Source organism: Loigolactobacillus coryniformis subsp. coryniformis KCTC 3167 = DSM 20001, assembly GCF_002706425.1.
GTDB lineage: Bacteria > Bacillota > Bacilli > Lactobacillales > Lactobacillaceae > Loigolactobacillus > Loigolactobacillus coryniformis.
In genome coordinates, this window is the sequence record NZ_CP017713.1 from 40,737 (window position 1) to 57,301 (window position 16,565).

The window sequence follows — 16,565 nt, forward strand, 5'->3', positions numbered from 1 at the left end:
GGATTGGTGCCAATAAAAAAGGCGTTCGTTAGCTACAATGAACGCCTTTTTACCGTTTGATCAGGTATGAATAGTTTAAATCAGATCTTTTTCAGTCACTGTAGTTAAATCACGTTTGCGGAAGCTTAATGTCAGTAAGCCGCTGATCAAAACGCAGATCGCGGCCACTAAATAAGTGGTTTGGATTGCGTGCAGTGAACCTAACTGAGTGGCTAATTTTAAACCATGGTCGGCGGTCAGTTGGGCGATATTATTTTTTTCGAGCACACTCATAATACCGATCAATAACGCTGTACCGAAGGAGCCGGCAACTTGACGGATCGTGGTGTACATTGCCGAGCCGTCAGGGATGATTTCTTGGGGCAGCGAATTGAACGCCTCGGTTTGAATCGGCATGGTGACCACGGATAAGCCTAATTGGCGAACGGCCTGCGCGGTGGTGACCCAGGCAAAGCTGGAATTCAAGCTCACGCGGCTCAGCATTAGGGTGCCGATCAGTAAGACGATCATCCCACTAAAGGATAAGTATTTAGCGCCCCATTGATCATACATACGGCCGCTGATCGGTGACATAACAGCGATCACAACTGCACCCGGTAGCATTGCGACACCAGAAGCTAGCGCGCTATAATGCATCACATTTTGCATATACAATGGTAGTAGCAACATGCCGCCATACAGCGCCATCATTAAGAAAACATTGACGATCACGGCGATGATGAAGTTATAACTTTTGAACACATTAAAATTGAGCAAGCGATTAGTGGTGTGAGTTTGTTGGTAAATAAAAATCACCACGACGATCAAACCAAATAAGCTAAAGCCGAGTACTTTTCCTGAGAATAAAGGCATACTGCCGGCGTTGCTGAAGCCTAATAGCAGGGCGCCTAAGCCGATGCTGGAAAGGATAACACCGCTCCAATTTAATTTTAATTTTTGATTGGTCCCTAAATTGCGCAACATAAACGCGGCAAAGATGATATCTAAAATAATCAGCGGCGCAATTGTATAAAACAGCCAGCGCCAATTATATTGTTTGACTAAATAACCGGAGATCGTTGGTCCCAGCGCAGGGGCAAAATTTAGTGCTAGACCGACCCAACCCATTGCGGTGCCGCGCTTGTTAGCAGCGTACATGTTCATGATCGAAACGTTCATCAGTGGTGCGATCACACCGGCGCCAGCAGCTTGGATCATGCGGCCGGTGATCAATATTAAATAACTGGGAGCGATCCCCGCGATGATCGTGCCCAAGGCAAAAACAGTCATTGCCGCTAAGTAAAGTTGGCGCGTGGTGAAGCGCTGGATCAGGTAAGCGGTCAGCGGCACCATGATGCCGTTGACCAGCATATAGCCGTTAGATAGCCATTGGCCGGCTGCGGCGGTGATATTAAACGAGTGCATGATACTTGGTAGCGCAACATTCATCAATGTTTGGTTCAAGAACGCTAGAAAAGTCCCCATCACCAGTACCAGCATGATGCGGCGATTATTTTTCATTTTAGTGGTCACTAGTTGATCCTTTCTAACTTTGCTAAAAGTTTGGCTTGAGTGGCTAATAAATCGGTGAGCTCAGCGCGCTCGATTTTTTCAAGCGGCGCTAATTTTTCCCAAAAATCAGTATAAGTGGCCGCATATTTTTGGCGGCCTTTTTGTGTAGGGCGAATGTTGATCCGCCGTTTATTGTCTTCAGCGCGCGCTTTGGTAACCAATCCTTCGGCGATCATCCGATCAACAATACCGGAGGTCGTGCTGTTACTGAGCCGGAGCGCTTGGGCTAGTTCTTCCAGTGAACTGGGATCTTTGCTGGTCAAGGCGCCAAGCGCAATGATCCAGGTTTCAGTTAATTGCTGTTTTTTTGCCTGATAAGCAAAAATTCGCCGCGTTTCTTTACGCAGTGAGCGCAGTGAAAAAATCAGGTCCTTGATCTGGGTTGCATTTTCATTCATTACAGGAAAACTCCTTTAAATAGGTCACAATAATTCGTACACGAAATATTCGCACCCGAAATATGTTACGCGTATTGCCGGTTGATTGCAAATAAATTGGCTATTAATAGTTTAAAATAGCCATATGTGATGATTATTGTAGACAGAAATTACTAAGAGGTAAATTATGGAAAAACTAGATTTTACGTTCACTGGAAATCCGGAAAATGCCCCAGCGATGGCGCACTATATGAAGGATCGTTTTGTGTTTCTCGGTGTCAAATCACCAGATCGTCGTGCGCAAAGTAAGCCACTTTTACAAGCCAGTCGCCAAGCTGATTTAGCAACGATCCACACTTGGATCAAGCGCTTGTATGCTCGTGAGCAACGCGAATATCAGTATTTGGCGCTTGATCTGGCTGAATATAATGTCAGCAGATGGCAATTTGCCGATATTGTAATTTTTAAGCAATTTGTGACTCAAAAAAGCTGGTGGGATAGCGTTGATCATTGGGGCACGGTCTTCGGCAAATATATTCAGCGCCATCCTGAGCAAAAAGCTGCTATATTTCAGCTTTTTTACCAAAGCCCTAACTTATGGGAGCGGCGGATCGCGCTCACTTTGCAGCTAAAAGAAAAAGACGCCGTTGACACCACTATGCTGACGCAAGCGATTTTATTCGATCAATACACCGATGAATTTTTCATTCAAAAGGCGATTGGTTGGGCGCTCCGGCAATACAGTAAGTTTGCACCTGATTGGGTGATGCAATTTTTAAATGAATACCAGCTGAGTCATTTGGCGGTGCGTGAGGCTAGTAAATATCTATGCGGAGGATAAACAATGGATGATTATGCATTAGTGGTCAAGCCAACTAGCGAGTTGACCAGTTTTGGATGACTAAATATTTTAAAGGCACAGACGGCAGTGTTTGTGGTCAAGCAAAATTATCCCTATCAAGAAGTCGATGACCAAGATTATGCGGCGCTACATTTGCCATTAAAAGTACATGATCAATTGGTAACCTAGACGCGGATTATCAGGCGTGATAATAATGCCCACATGAGTTTTGATGGTTAAAGCATTCAGAAAACAATATTTAGGGCACCGAATTGTTGCCGCGCTAATTGTTGAATTCCAATGGCTCAGTCAAAAGTGCAGTTTGATAAGCTTGTCAGTGAAAAGGTAGTTCGGTTGAATTATGTTTACGTCGTAGTGATGACGATTTAGGCTAAGTTATCACATGGAAAAAGATTTTCTGAGCACACTATTTAAATTGGTGTGATTTTTTTATTTTGCACCCGACTTGAACTAACATCACTAATATCATAAGCTTAAATTAGGAAATTATACGGATTCAACGATGATGGGGGCGTTTTATGAAATTCTTTACGGCACATGCCACTACCGCAAGTAAAATCGTGACGCTGATTTATATATTTTATCGGTTAATTGTCATTTTTATGTTAGGTAATAGCATTTATATGCAAGAATGGTCACACGTCGCTTTATTAGTGCTGACATTAATTTTGTTTATGCTACCATATTTAATTGAAACTTATCTGCATATTAATATACCTAGTTTGCTAGAATTGATCGTAATCAGTTTTATTTTTAGCTCAACAGTGTTAGGTGAACTAAATGACTTTTATGGTCATATTCCAGTCTGGGACACAGCGTTACACGCACTAAATGGGTTTTTGGCTGCTGGAGTCGGTTTTTCGCTGATTTATTTGTTGAATGAAAATATAACGATTCTGAAATTAACACCGCTATTTATTGCGGTGACCACGTTTTGTTTTTCAATGACGGTCGGGGTTGCTTGGGAATTTGTCGAATTTTCAGCGGATCGTTGGTTGAATATGGATATGCAAAAGGATCGCATTGTGCGCCAAATCAATAGCGTGGATCTAGGCCAACGTAACAATAAAGTGGTCCAGCTGAAAGATATTCAACGAACGACGATTGAAAGTGAAACCGCTGATGGCAAAAAAGTGACTACTGTGATCCATAACGGCTATCTCGATGTTGGCGTGATCGATACTATGAAAGATCTATTCGTTAATTTTATTGGTGCGCTATTTTTCAGTATATTTGGTTATTTATATAGTGATCACGAACATAAACGCTTTTTATTTGTTCGTAACTTTATTCCGACACGACGGAAATTCTAAGGGTAACGTCTAAAGTTCCATGAAACCCAAGTTCAAAACCGGATGTTCAGGGAGGGGATGATGCTTATTGTACGGCATCACTGTCCACGGATGAAAAGAACTTAATTCAAGCGTTAATTCTCACTGGACCTTGCCTATTTTATGTGTTCTAGGGTACACAAATTAAGCCTTAGATAGTCTGATTTTTTTGCAGAATACTAGGCTGCAGTTGGTAATTGAGATTGCGCTAGTTCAATTAGCGCCAGCCATTTATCTGGCATCCGTTTAAACGGTTTGAGCTGTGGTAACTCAACGGGAACGCGGTAATGTAGTGCTTCATGAGGCCGCAAGAAGTTATAAGCCGCTGAGTAAAGCGCCGTATAACTCGCTGAACCTGTGGCAGAACCAAAGCCAGTACTGGAACGATAATTTTCTTTGTAGGCGCGGTTCAAGCGCTCAATGGTTTGCTTTAAGAAACGGTACTCACGACTGATTTCGTCTTTGTTTTCAAGGCCAACAACCTGGTGGATACCAAACTTGATGCCCTGTTGCGCAAAATAGATCTGGGCAACTTGGTAGATCGGATTCGCGTCAACGACGAAGTTAAGCTTCTCGGGGACCTGAGGCATCTTTTGGAGGACTTGGTTGAACGCAATGACCGCTGATTCGGTTGTGCGATTAGGGGTCACGTAGTCGGCGAGAATGAGCTTACACTTGGCGTCGTAGAAGTAGAAGATATAGTGCCACTTGCCTTTCACGCGCACATAAGTCTCGTCACCAACAATCTGGTCGGACAGCGCGTAAGGATAATTCGCCCAGAAAGGCCGGACAACAGCGGCTACCGCCATTTCGTAGTTATGGATGGTCTGGTGTGAGATTTTAACGCCATGAATATCGTACATGATCGCCGCGGTTCGCCGCGCTGACAGACCATAGTTGATGTGATAGGTCAGCACCAAGCCCAGCACTTCAGGGCTGGCTTGAATCCGATCGAGGTCTACCGGTGCTTGGATCGGCGATTCTGGCGCAATGCCTTTAAGTTCAAAGTTGTAGGTTCGCCAAGTGTAGCGCACCTTGTGGGCAGTTGGATGGACGTTGAAGTCAGCGACTTCAGCGGGTGACATTGAGGCAATCGCACCAAGGCGAAATGCGCACTTATCGTTGTAACAACACCAGACGTCGAACTTGGTCCGACGGTTGTGAATACTCAGGCGATTCTGGCAATAAGGACAACGTAAAGCGACCGTCTTATTCTTCTCGGCGTGACCATCTTGAAACTTGAACTGACAGACCTTGCACCGTAGCTGACCGCCAGCACCGTTATTGGCGTAAAGATAGTCCTGTGGTGCCGAGCACCGCGGACAGTCTTGCGCCGCAAAGCTGATTGGTTTACGCCGCCTGACTGGCAGTATCGGCTTACCGTTCTTTTCAAGCGACTCAGCGATCAACTGCTGGTAGTCGAGGGCTTCAGAACCGATATCAGCTTGAAGTAGTGGGACTTTCTCATCGACCTGAAATTGGTTAAAACGCTTGAATACCGGTTTATCAGCGCTTGGCAGCCGTGAATGATCAAAGATCTCAGCCAACTGAGCTAAAAGGATCAAAATAATTTGTCTTTGGAGCTTGATTATTAGAACTAAATAGGCTATTAATGGTGTATGCACTCGAATCCTTCTTTCTGGATTTTCTTGTTGTTCGCACACCAAGAATACCAGAAAAAGACGTTCGGGTGTTTTTTAATATTCGGAAATTAATAACAAAAACGAGGTACGTTTGACAGTACCATTCTAAGTTAGAAGGTAAGATGATGCAAACCGCAACACAGATTTTTAACGCGATTCAAAATGATCCACAGAATCAAGAGTTCACCGCACAAGGGATTCAACCGCTGTACCATGTGATTCCGACGGCGGAAATTTTGATCATTAGTCAAGCGCCGAGCCGCAAAGCGCAAGAGTCAATGGTGTTTTGGAATGATCCGAGTGGGGATCGACTACGCGACTGGATGGGTGTCACCAAGGCAGAATTCTATGATTCCGGGAAGGTGGGCGTGATGCCATTGGATTTTTACTATCCTGGTAAAGGCCTACACGGTGATCTGCCGCCACGCAAAGGTTTTGCGGAAAAATGGCATGAGCCCTTATTAGAATTGATGCCGAATGTAAAATTGACACTTTTGATCGGTCAATACGCACAGAAATACTATTTACAGAAATTGCGGCAAAAGACCTTAACGGAAACGGTGCGCCACTACGCTGACTATTTGCCAGCCTATTTTCCATTAGTCCATCCTTCGCCACTAAATTATGGTTGGCTGCATAAAAATACTTGGTTTGCGGAGGCAGTTATTCCGGCGCTACAGCAGGATGTGCGGCAGATTCTGTTATGACCGGTGTTACGCTAAGAAGTGAATTACAGCTAATTATGATAATGGTTAAGCGCGATATCAAGCGCGCTTGATATAATGAAAATATGGTTAATCTGTTTGTATGAATAAGGGGCGAAATGGTAATGGATTATATGATCGGCGTTGATATTGGGACTACCAGCACAAAGGTTGCCCTGTTTGATTTACATGGAAAGCTACAGACGGTGAGTCGCCAACTATACCCGCTTTACCATGAGCTGCCTGATCGTGCAGAGGAGGATCCAGCGGCAATATTTGCGGCGGTGATTGCTGGCCTGGCAGCAGTGGTTCACGATAAAGTCGTTCAGCAAACTGAAGTCAAAGGAATCGCCTTTTCCAGTGCGATGCACAGCGTGATTCTAATGGATCAGCATGATCAGCCATTAACGCGGGCAATTACGTGGGCGGATAATCGCGCGGTAGCGGCAGCTAAAGCACTAAAAGATTCAGCCAATAGCCAACAATTATTTGCACGGACTGGGGTGCCGATTCATCCAATGTCACCGCTGACTAAATTAATGTGGTTCAAGCAAAATCAGCCGGAGTTATTGCGACAAACGAAACAAGTGATCGGTGTAAAAGAGTATGTTCTATGGCGTTTGTTTGGCCGCTATGTTGAAGATTACTCGATCGCCAATGCGACAGGCTTATTTAATATTAATACCCTAGATTGGGACGAAGCTGCATTGGATTTAGCAGGAATCACACGAGCGCAATTGCCAGAATTAGTCGATACTGATCACCAATTACGAGGGATGGATCAGGAAATTGCCACCACAATTGGCTTAGCTACCGATACTCCAGTTATTATTGGTGCCAGTGATGGCACGCTTAGCAATTTGGGGCTCAACGCAATTCGTCCAGGTGCAGTGGCGGTTACGATTGGTACGTCAGGGGCGGTGCGCATGGTTGCAGCAACGCCTAAAGTTGACGCAGCCGGGCGTCTGTTCACTTATTATTTAGATAAAACGCACTGGGTGATCGGCGGCCCCGTGAATAATGGCGGGATCGTTTTCCAGTGGGTACGTGACCAATTATTTGCGCCGGAAAAAGCAATAGCGGCAGCGCAGGGTACTGATTTATATGAAAAATTGACCCAGTTAGCGTCCACGATTCCGGCTGGTGCTGGTGGTCTGCTGTGTCAACCTTATTTAGGCGGTGAACGTGCACCATTGTGGGACGCTGACGCGCGCGGCAGTTATTTTGGCCTGACGCAAAGCCATACGCGTGCTCATTTGGTCCGGGCAACGCTAGAAGGTGTGGTTTATAATTTGAACGCCGTTTTACAGTTGTTGAAGGCTTTGTCTGACGGTCCACTAACGATTCAAGCTAGTGGCGGCTTTGCTCACAGTCAATTGTGGTGCCAAATTTTGGCTGATGTGTTTGCACAAAATGTCAGTATCCCCACTAGTATTGAAAGCTCAGCATTAGGTGCAGTGGTGCTAGGTATGAAGAGTCTTGGCTACATTGACGATTTACATGATGTTGCCACGATGATGGGGACTACTAAGCAGATTATTCCTATGCCAGCCGATGTAGCAGTTTATCAGCGAATCATTCCGATTTGGTCTGGTGTAACGGAAAAGTTGAGTAGTGAATATGAACAAATTGCGGCCTTTCAACGCGAATTTCCGATGATGCAGAATAACTGATCAAAAAACAGCTAGCTACCATAATTGGTAACTAGCTGTTTTCAGTTAATGTTTACGTTTCTTAATATTATCGTTCAGCTTATCATCGAGTGGATAGGTTAAACGAATCGCTGCGGAGTTAACGACTGGCAAGATGATCACGAGAATGATCAAACCGATGATCACTGCCAAAGCAACTTGGATCAATGTTAAAACGCCGGACGGAATTAGAGCGGCAAAAGTACCACTCAGAATCACTGCTGCAGAAATGACGACTGCGCCGATCACACTGGAAGCGGCAATGATTCGCTTGCTTGGCGTGCCGTTAGTCAGACCGAATTCACGATATTTCATCATAAGGAAGATACTGTAATCGACCCCTAAAGCCACCAACATGACAAAGGAGAAGAACGGTGTATTCCAAGTCAGCATATTTTGACCTAATACTGCAGAACTCAGCCAACGAGTCAAACTCAATGAAGTAACGTAGGCTAGTAGTAATGTGCCTAAGATATAAACGGGCTGCAAAATCGATCGTGTGATCACCATTAAGGCTAATAAGATACCAACCAACATGATGACTGCAGTCCGCGTGAAGTCGCTGCTAGCAATATGATGTGTATCAGAAATGGAAGCCGTTTGGCCGCCGATCGCAACTTTAGCACCAGATAGTGGGGTACCTTTCAATTCGTTTTGCACTTCACTTTGTAATGAATCGATCCGTGCCATTGATTTGGCTGAGCTAGGATTTGAATCTAAAACAATCGTTAGCTTAGTCGCATGTTTATTAGCTGACATATAAGTTTTAATTGCAGTAGCAAAAGTTTTACCATGCAAAACGCTAGCTGGGATGTAGAAATTATTTGCGGCAGCGGAATTCTTCAAGCCGGTTAAATAATCGTCAGCGCTAGTAACACCTTTACCGATCTTAGTTAAACCACCACTGGCATCCACTAAGCCGTTGTGCAATACCTGCATTTGGCCAACTAAACCTTGCAGGGTCGTGTACATTGTCCGCTGACCATTGTTAACTTGAATCAAGCCGGCGGTCAGTTGTGGTGCTTTGGCGTTCAATTGGTTAGCACCACTAGCTAATTGATTGGCGCCATTGCTTAGCTGACTAACCCCACTGGTCAAAGTTGGCACTTGGTTGTTTAAAGTACCTAAGCCACCAGCTAATTGCTTAGTGCCACTAGTCAGAGCTGCAGAGTTAGCGTTCAATTGACTAGCACCACTAGCTGCTTGGTCAACACCGCCAGTATATTGTTGTAAGCCAGCGGCTAATTGATTGATCTGACTCAACATTTGCGACTGGCTGATCGTTGCGTTGATCGTGCTTTGGTTAGTTGTATCAACGCCGGAGCCATTAACACCTGCATTTAATTGATTAGCCACACTTGAAGCTTGGTTAGCCGCTGTTTGTAATTGGGCTAATGATTGGGTCAAGGTGGACATTTGGTTCTGTAGATCGCTTAAACCGCTAGTTGCACTAGCTAAATTATCAGTTTTACTCAACATTGAATCAGCATCGTCTAGCATGGATTCCAGATTATCAATTTGTGCCTTCAGATTAGTAATTGTGCTAGCGCTAGGTATTTTGTTCGCTAATGTTGTTAAACCTGATAAATCCGGCAACGTTGTTGTGCTGGCCTGTTCCTGCAATGCTGTTAGAGTTGTGCCATTAGCAGCCAAATTATTAGCAACACTGGCGCTAGCAGTTTTAATGATTGTCTGTGCTTGTTGTTTAGAAGCAGCTGTAGCGTTAGGATCATCAACGATAGTTTGTGCAGCAGCAATGACGGACTTGTCAGCATTTGCTGCGCTTGTGTCGCGTGTGCCAATTTGCTTCAATGCACTTTGTAACTGGGACTGCGTTGTAGATATTTGTTGGGCAGCATTTTGTAAGCTATCGATTTGCGTTTTGGCTGTCTGTAAACTGTCTAACAGTGGCTCCATCGCATCCAATTGCGATTTTGATTGTTTTGCAGTTGCCACTTCTTGTTTCAAAGTAGCACTTTGACTACTCAAACTCTGCAATTGACTTTGGGCGCTATTTAAAGCAGCTAATTTTGATTGGTTAGCGGCCAATGCACTATTGATTTGATCAACACCACTGGCAATACCGCTGTTGTAAGCCGTCAGCCCCGCCACTGCTAAAGGTAACTGGCTGCTTTGACTAACTAAGCTTTGCACACCGTTAGTGACTTGATCGGAGCTGCCAGCTAATGTGGATAAGCCACTATTTAACTGGCGGACACCATTTGTGTATTGACCGAGGCCGTTTTGCAGAACGTAGGCACCGCTAGTTAGCTGATTAACACCGCTCGCTAAGGTGCCGGTTGAACTATTGAGTGTCCCCAGTCCGTTACTTAATGTCGTGGCGCCACTAGCAAGTTGGCCAGTGCCACTGGTTAATCGTTGGCTACCAGTGGTCAATGCATCGGTACCACTAATCAATTGTTGGACGCCACTTAGGCCACTGGACATGTCGCTTTGGCCTAGCTTATCACTGGCTTGATTCAGGCCTTTGTTGACTGTTTTTAAGCCTTTACCGGCAGTTTTCATGCCGCTAGTTACAGTGCCTAATTGTTGATTAGCGTACAATGCCTTGATTTTACTACCACCAGGCTGGGTTACAGAAGCGACGGTTTTAACACCGGGTTCTTTTTGTAACTTACGGGTGATTTGGTCGATCACTTTCAAGTATTGTTCTTGATTCAGCTTTTTATTCGCTTGAATGTATAAAGTTGACGGCTCAGCGGTCCCTTTAGAGAAGTGATCTTGGACGACTTTGAAGCCTTGCTTAGCCGGTAAACTGTCGCTCAATTCATCCAAGGTATCGTAATTTAGTTGATTGCTATAAGTGAATAAAAATGGCAATGTCACTAATAAAACTAGACCGAGGGCAATAAACGGATGCAGCACCGAGCGTTTTGACAAACCATGCCACAACTTACTATTGCTGCCGCCTTCAAAGTTCTTGATCGGCCAGAACATGCGCGCACCCAAGGTGGCCATGAAAAATGGGTTCAACGTTAAAAGAACTAATAATAAGACGGCGACCCCAACGGCGACCCCGACCGCAGAACGGTAGATCGAGAACTTGGCTAGGGCCAACGCCGTGAAGCCGATCAGAATTGACGAGCCACTGTACAAAATCGTGCGTCCGGCGATCCGCCGTGCTTTCTTAGTGGCTGCCACTGCATCTAGTCCCTGACTCAACTCAGCTTTGAATTGATCATATAGCAAGATGTTGTAGTCAGTACCGATCCCGAACAGCACTACCACCATAAAGACTTGAGTGAATGATGATAGTGGGAAGCCGACACGATCGACTAAGTTCATGACGATACTTAAGGAAGTGATCACAGAAACCCCAACGGTCAACAGCGAAATAATTGGTACGATCGGCGAACGGAAAACAATGATCAGTACAATAAAAATAAAAATCGCGGCGATAACTTCAGTTTTTTTGATTCCTTCCTCAGTCGCTTGACTGAAATCATCATTTAAAATATCACTACCAGTGACATAAGTCTTAACGCCCGCTGTTTTAGCGGCTTTGGTAATGTCGGCATTCATTTGCCGAACCGTGTCTTTTTTGCTGACCAGCAATTGAACTAACTGAGTTGATTTATCTTTGGAAATCAATTGCTTACGCGTCGCAGCATTATCCGTCGCGGCAGTAACCGATTTAATATGGTAATGTTGCTTATTTTCACGAAAATGCCGTACAGTACGCGCGATATTTTCTTTTTGCGTTGTGGTCAGTTTATCTGCGCCGTTATTAAAAACAACGACGACCTGTCGGGTGTTACCTTGGCCACGCCCCCAATGATTTTGCATGACATCGGCGACTTGACTCTGCGCGGCAGCAGGAATTTTGGTTTGACCATACTCACGAATCAGCCGCGTTGTGTCGGGCATTGTGATCAACGCAATAATGATCACGACAACCCAAGCCACTAACGCGCCCACGTGTCGTTCCAAAAAACGTTTCATTCTACTTCCATCTCTTCCTCATCTAATTTACTAAAAATAGTTCCGCATTACTATTTTATGAAATACCCTATGAAACCTCATTTTCTATAAGGATTGTATGCAACTATCTTACTCATTTTTTTGCGTTTGTCAATGACTTTGGATATCCATTATAGAGTTAGATAATATTTTATTTGCACGGATTCATTTTTAGACACTTGTCAAACTTTACTGGTAATGATAAAGTGAGCGCAGTTTGAAAACAAGTTACAGAAATAATGATCTGTAAAAATTTAGATGGATCGAAAAAAGTGTCTAAATTTAGTGGGGATGAGTGAATTGAAATACGATTTAACCAAAAAACCAACTCGTGGGGCACAACGCACTTTAACAGCATTTTCGACGACAATGTACCAATTATTAAGCCAAAAAGCTTTTGAACAAATCAGTGTGAATGAGATTTGCGAACTTAGTAATTTTCCGCGGGCGACCTTTTACAATTATTTTGATGATAAATATGACTTAGTTAATTATTGTTGGTATATCTTGACTCAAGAGATTCATTTAGATGATGTTAAAAAGATCACTCCAGATCTGAATTTAACGCCGAAGCAAGCGCTGAGCATCTTCTTTGATCGTGTTTACCAATTATTCACGACTCATAGTCAATTGTTGACCAATATTTTAAAAAATAACTCATTAAACAGTCCAATGGTGCTAAACTTCACCGATTTTGTGCGGGCGAATATGCGTGAGATCATTCATAACTGTTTGGATTTTTCTGCGGTACCGGTGCCGCTTGACTTGATTGCTGACCACTACAGTAATACGGTTTTATTAGTATTGGAATGGACCTTTGTGCGCCGCGCTGATGTTACGTTAGCTGAGGCGCATCAGTACTTAGAATATCTGTTAAAGTATTGATATTGTTGGAATCAGCGCAAGTTCAAGCGCGCTTAAAAATAGTGCCGACTAATTTAGAAAGTCGACACTATTTTGGTTTAATCCACAAACACCAACCTAGTTGTCGTCGATAATTCGGGTATAAAACGGTAATTCAGTCGCTGGAATTGTTGTAACTCATTAAGTTGTTGTACATTATTTTCCGCCATAAAACGGACCATTTCACCACGCGCCATTTTAGCTAGGGTGGCACGGGTTTTAATTTTACCGTCGACCCAATGGCCAAACACAATATCGATCAACGGCGTGTCTGGTTGTAAATGGCGTTGGATGATTTTAGCATACTCTTGGGAAGCTAAATTGATGATCGGCTCTGCCTTTGTCCGTAGCGCTTGATAAGGTTTAGCACCCCAAAAGTCGTATAAATTAGGACTTTGCGCAACGTTCAAGCGCGCTTGCATCTCTAAACGATAAGGAACAACACCGTCAAATGGTCGTAAAATTCCGTAAAAGCCAGATAGAATTCGTAAGTTAGATTGGACGTAGTCCAGTGCTGGTGCCGTGAAAACATCTGGCGCCATATATTGATACTGAATGCCAGAAAATGCAATTAGTGCTGGCGTTAATTGTTCTTTAAGTTTGATTTGTTGTAGCGAGCGATAGTTGGCCTGCGCTAACTTTTCACTACACGCCCATAGATTCTTTAACTCTATATAGGATAACTGGCGCATTGTCGCTAAAATCTGTTGTGTTTCAGCCAAATATTGTGGCAAGGCAGCGATGGCAAATGAATCGGTGTCGAGCCGCATTTTTTTAGCTGGTGCGATGATGATTTTCATAGGTAACCTCCGCGTGATTCGTAGCTCTATTTTAGCATTTTAACGCTAATTTTCGGTTGTCAAAAATATTTGCTAGGCAAATATTGACGGATTACGTACACTGAAGCTAAAGGAGGGGGGCTGGCTAATGATCATTGGTGAACGGCTTAAACAATGCCGGCAGCAACAGCAGTTATCGCAGGAAATGGTGGCAGCCGAATTAAAAGTTTCCCGCCAGACGATTTCCAACTGGGAAAATTCGCGTAGTTATCCAGATATTGAACGTTGCATTCGTTTGACTGATTTGTATGAATTATCCTTAGATGAATTGTTGAGAGGGGATCAAAGAATGGTTAAAAACTTGATCAATACGACGAATTTAGTCAAAACTGGTCGGCTGCTTGCGTTAGGTCTTTTTCTGAATTTAGTTTTAGTGGTTGGGTTAGTTTTTACAGTGCAGTATTGGTGGGCGCTAGTACTAGTGGCGCTACTACTATTAAATGTTTGTTGGTTGTTTGTGCTCATGATTTGGGTTATCTGAGGTGTTGATGATGAAAATTATTTTACTATTTATAGTTGGAATTTGCTTTGTGGCTAGCGCTATTCTATGTCAGGTTCTGTTGTGGCGATTGGTTCGTTTAGACACTACCTCACGGAATATTGCCCATCCGCATTTAGCTAGTCTACTGGCGACTAGCGGACAAAATGGGTCGGGTTTGTTCACGTATCTCATTTTACGCCGCCAACGTGCAGTGATTGTTGAACTAGATGATGCGTCAAAACGACGTCAGCTGAAAATTCAACTGACGGCTGGGTTTGCAGTGATGTTTAGTTTGTTTATTGGCCTTAGTTTTATTTTGTTTTTATTAAATTAAGCGCGCTTGATATCGCGCTTATTCTCTTGAAATGACTTGCTAAGGAACTTAGCTATGAACAAGTACCACATTCTGGTAGCTTAAATAGCGCGTCGTTATGCTCAAAACTATGGGAGGTAGATGCCATGAAGTGTACAGTTGCGTCCAACTAAAAAGCGCACGCCAAAAATTGGGTGCACCTTAGGAAGTCGTTGCGACAGACTAAGCGTAAGTAGCAGATATTATCGTGATCACTGAAATTTAACTAAATTGGACAATGAAGTACTTGGCTTACACGATATGGTATGATGGAATATATCGTTAAAAGGGGAATTCCATGAAAAAGCGTACTAAAGTTTTATTGGGAATCGTAGTGGTTTTGCTGGTTCTATTGTTGGGTAGTTGGGCTTATTTGCGCGCGCAGATTTATCAACCTAGTCAGTCTGCAGAATTGGCGGCACAGTCGGCGACGACTAGTGGCTCAGAATTAATTTTCAAAAGTAAATTAACGACTACGCTAATGGTGATTTTCTATCCTGGTGCGTTGGTAGAACCGGCGAGTTACAGTGTTTGGGCTAAACAAGTAGCGGCGGCCGGCTACCCAGTCTACATCGTGCGGTTTCCGTTGGATCTAGCTGTTTTGGCGCCGAACAAGGCGGATAGCGTCTTGAGAAGTTCGCAGCGTGATTATGTTATCGGTGGGCATTCGCTAGGTGGCGTTATGGCCAGTCGATACGCGCAAAACCATCAAGAACGGTTAAAAGGTGTTTTCTTCTTAGCTAGTTATCCTGACAGCAAAGGTAGTTTGCGTTCCACGGTGTTACCAATCTTATCGATCACAGCTAGTCGCGATGGTGTATTGGATCAGGCGGCTTATAAGCAGGCTAAATACAATTTACCCAGAAATACAAAATATGTTCAGATCGGCGGCGGCAATCACGCGGGCTTCGGTAGTTATGGCCCGCAAAAGGGTGACCGTACCGCGACAATCAGTAATCAGACACAACAACGGCAGGTCGCGAATCATTTAATTCAGTGGTTGCGCGGCGTTGATAAAAAATGAGTCTGGGACATAATTAAATGTCTCAGACTCATTTTTTGTTTTTCAGATAGCTGAAACGTGTTCCATAAGGCAACTTTTTCCGCTTAGCTACGATCGGCAAATAATCCACTGCGTGCATTATTTGCGAATCTAGGCTAATGTTCAAAAGCTGACCGCCTTATGTCTCACTCTCTTGTACACTCATTTCCGTGGTGTGATTTCATCCTGTAAACGACCATCTTTGCGGTAAACCTTGATCGTTGATTCTTTGTTACGGGCAATTTCACGAGCGCGCTTAACTGCGGCTTCCTTACTAGAGAAAACCTCGCTGGCTTGTTTAGCGCCCTCGGCCATAACCGCCCAACCGTCATTCTGATGGCGAACGATTTCGTTGGCGTCGATCAACTCGGGATTGCCACGCGATTCATGTTTATCGCGTTTGCTAGGATTGGCTTCTTTTTGAAAGGCCGCTTTCTCTTTGGTATCAGCGTTCTCGTACCATTTTTCGGCTTGACTGATCGCAATCGGAATCGCACGATCATCGGGATAACCATCTGCTAATAGGGCATTGCCGATGTCGATTGCTTTCTTACGAACTAATTCAGGTAGATTTTTCATAGAAACGGGGTAGTCGCGCATATTCCAAGGCATAGTAGAACCTCCTTATTTTGATCTAGTTTTAGTGTAAATGAGGTGGGCTAGCTAATAAAAGAAATATACATATCACATTGCTCACTATCAATAATTTGATAAAATTTACACAAATTAAGACTAGCTTGATTGACCCTTTCGTAAATTATAAATATCTGTATAATTAAATTGTGTATAAATAAGTCTACAGGAAAGG

The 16,565-nt window shown here is 43.8% G+C and carries 14 protein-coding genes; 8 read left to right on the top strand and 6 right to left on the bottom strand.

What is annotated here, in order from left to right; genetic code table 11:
• Positions 1-75: 75 nt before the first annotated feature.
• Both LC20001_RS00190 and LC20001_RS00195 read right to left on the bottom strand, forming a co-directional pair.
• Positions 76-1,512 carry an MDR family MFS transporter gene (locus tag LC20001_RS00190; RefSeq protein WP_010010488.1) on the bottom strand — a complete coding sequence of 479 codons (1,437 nt, stop codon included), beginning with the start codon at positions 1,510-1,512 and terminating at the stop codon, positions 76-78.
• Entirely contained in the window at positions 1,512-1,949 is a 438-nt protein-coding gene (locus tag LC20001_RS00195) for a MarR family winged helix-turn-helix transcriptional regulator (protein WP_010010489.1), read from the bottom strand. Before LC20001_RS00195 ends, LC20001_RS00190 begins: the two co-directional genes overlap by 1 nt.
• Positions 1,950-2,115: 166 nt before the next feature.
• Here LC20001_RS00195 and LC20001_RS00200 point away from each other — a divergent pair, with 166 nt between their 5' ends.
• Complete coding sequence (locus tag LC20001_RS00200; protein ID WP_010010490.1) at positions 2,116-2,769, top strand: DNA alkylation repair protein; 654 nt, start codon at positions 2,116-2,118, stop codon at positions 2,767-2,769.
• Between the two features lie 539 nt (positions 2,770-3,308).
• Positions 3,309-4,103: a DUF2238 domain-containing protein gene (locus LC20001_RS00205; RefSeq protein ID WP_010010492.1), complete on the top strand. Its 795-nt coding sequence runs from the start codon at positions 3,309-3,311 to the stop codon at positions 4,101-4,103.
• A 197-nt stretch (positions 4,104-4,300) separates the two neighbouring features.
• On the opposite strand, the gene LC20001_RS00210 is transcribed toward LC20001_RS00205, so the two are convergent.
• Positions 4,301-5,746, bottom strand: coding sequence for a DDE-type integrase/transposase/recombinase (locus LC20001_RS00210; protein ID WP_169925055.1), 1,446 nt, complete (start codon positions 5,744-5,746; stop codon positions 4,301-4,303).
• A 143-nt stretch (positions 5,747-5,889) separates the two neighbouring features.
• Here LC20001_RS00210 and LC20001_RS00215 point away from each other — a divergent pair, with 143 nt between their 5' ends.
• Entirely contained in the window at positions 5,890-6,471 is a 582-nt protein-coding gene (locus LC20001_RS00215; RefSeq protein ID WP_029507998.1) for a uracil-DNA glycosylase family protein, read from the top strand.
• A gap of 116 nt (positions 6,472-6,587) precedes the next feature.
• Entirely contained in the window at positions 6,588-8,141 is a 1,554-nt protein-coding gene (locus LC20001_RS00220; RefSeq protein WP_029507999.1) for a gluconokinase, read from the top strand.
• 45 nt (positions 8,142-8,186) lie between these two features.
• On the opposite strand, the gene LC20001_RS00225 is transcribed toward LC20001_RS00220, so the two are convergent.
• Positions 8,187-12,122, bottom strand: a complete 3,936-nt coding sequence (locus tag LC20001_RS00225; RefSeq protein WP_010010495.1) for an MMPL family transporter — start codon at positions 12,120-12,122, stop codon at positions 8,187-8,189.
• 309 nt (positions 12,123-12,431) lie between these two features.
• On the opposite strand from LC20001_RS00225, the gene LC20001_RS00230 reads away from it, so the two are divergent.
• Positions 12,432-13,025, top strand: coding sequence for a TetR/AcrR family transcriptional regulator (locus tag LC20001_RS00230; RefSeq protein ID WP_010010496.1), 594 nt, complete (start codon positions 12,432-12,434; stop codon positions 13,023-13,025).
• 77 nt (positions 13,026-13,102) lie between these two features.
• Here the strand turns inward: LC20001_RS00230 and yaaA are convergent, their stop codons facing one another.
• Positions 13,103-13,843, bottom strand: a complete 741-nt coding sequence (gene yaaA / locus LC20001_RS00235; protein ID WP_010010497.1) for a peroxide stress protein YaaA — start codon at positions 13,841-13,843, stop codon at positions 13,103-13,105.
• A gap of 127 nt (positions 13,844-13,970) precedes the next feature.
• On the opposite strand from yaaA, the gene LC20001_RS00240 reads away from it, so the two are divergent.
• The 3 genes from LC20001_RS00240 (at position 13,971) to LC20001_RS00250 (ending at position 15,739) form a co-directional block, all read left to right on the top strand.
• Positions 13,971-14,363, top strand: coding sequence for a helix-turn-helix domain-containing protein (locus tag LC20001_RS00240; protein ID WP_010010498.1), 393 nt, complete (start codon positions 13,971-13,973; stop codon positions 14,361-14,363).
• Positions 14,364-14,373: 10 nt separating this feature from the next.
• On the top strand, positions 14,374-14,697 hold the full coding sequence (locus tag LC20001_RS00245; RefSeq protein ID WP_010010499.1) for a hypothetical protein: 324 nt from the start codon (positions 14,374-14,376) through the stop codon (positions 14,695-14,697).
• A 316-nt stretch (positions 14,698-15,013) separates the two neighbouring features.
• A complete protein-coding gene (locus LC20001_RS00250; protein WP_056943304.1) occupies positions 15,014-15,739 on the top strand; it encodes an alpha/beta fold hydrolase in 726 nt (241 codons plus the stop codon).
• 180 nt (positions 15,740-15,919) lie between these two features.
• On the opposite strand, the gene LC20001_RS00255 is transcribed toward LC20001_RS00250, so the two are convergent.
• Entirely contained in the window at positions 15,920-16,369 is a 450-nt protein-coding gene (locus LC20001_RS00255; protein WP_056943305.1) for a DUF2188 domain-containing protein, read from the bottom strand.
• Positions 16,370-16,565: the final 196 nt, after the last annotated feature.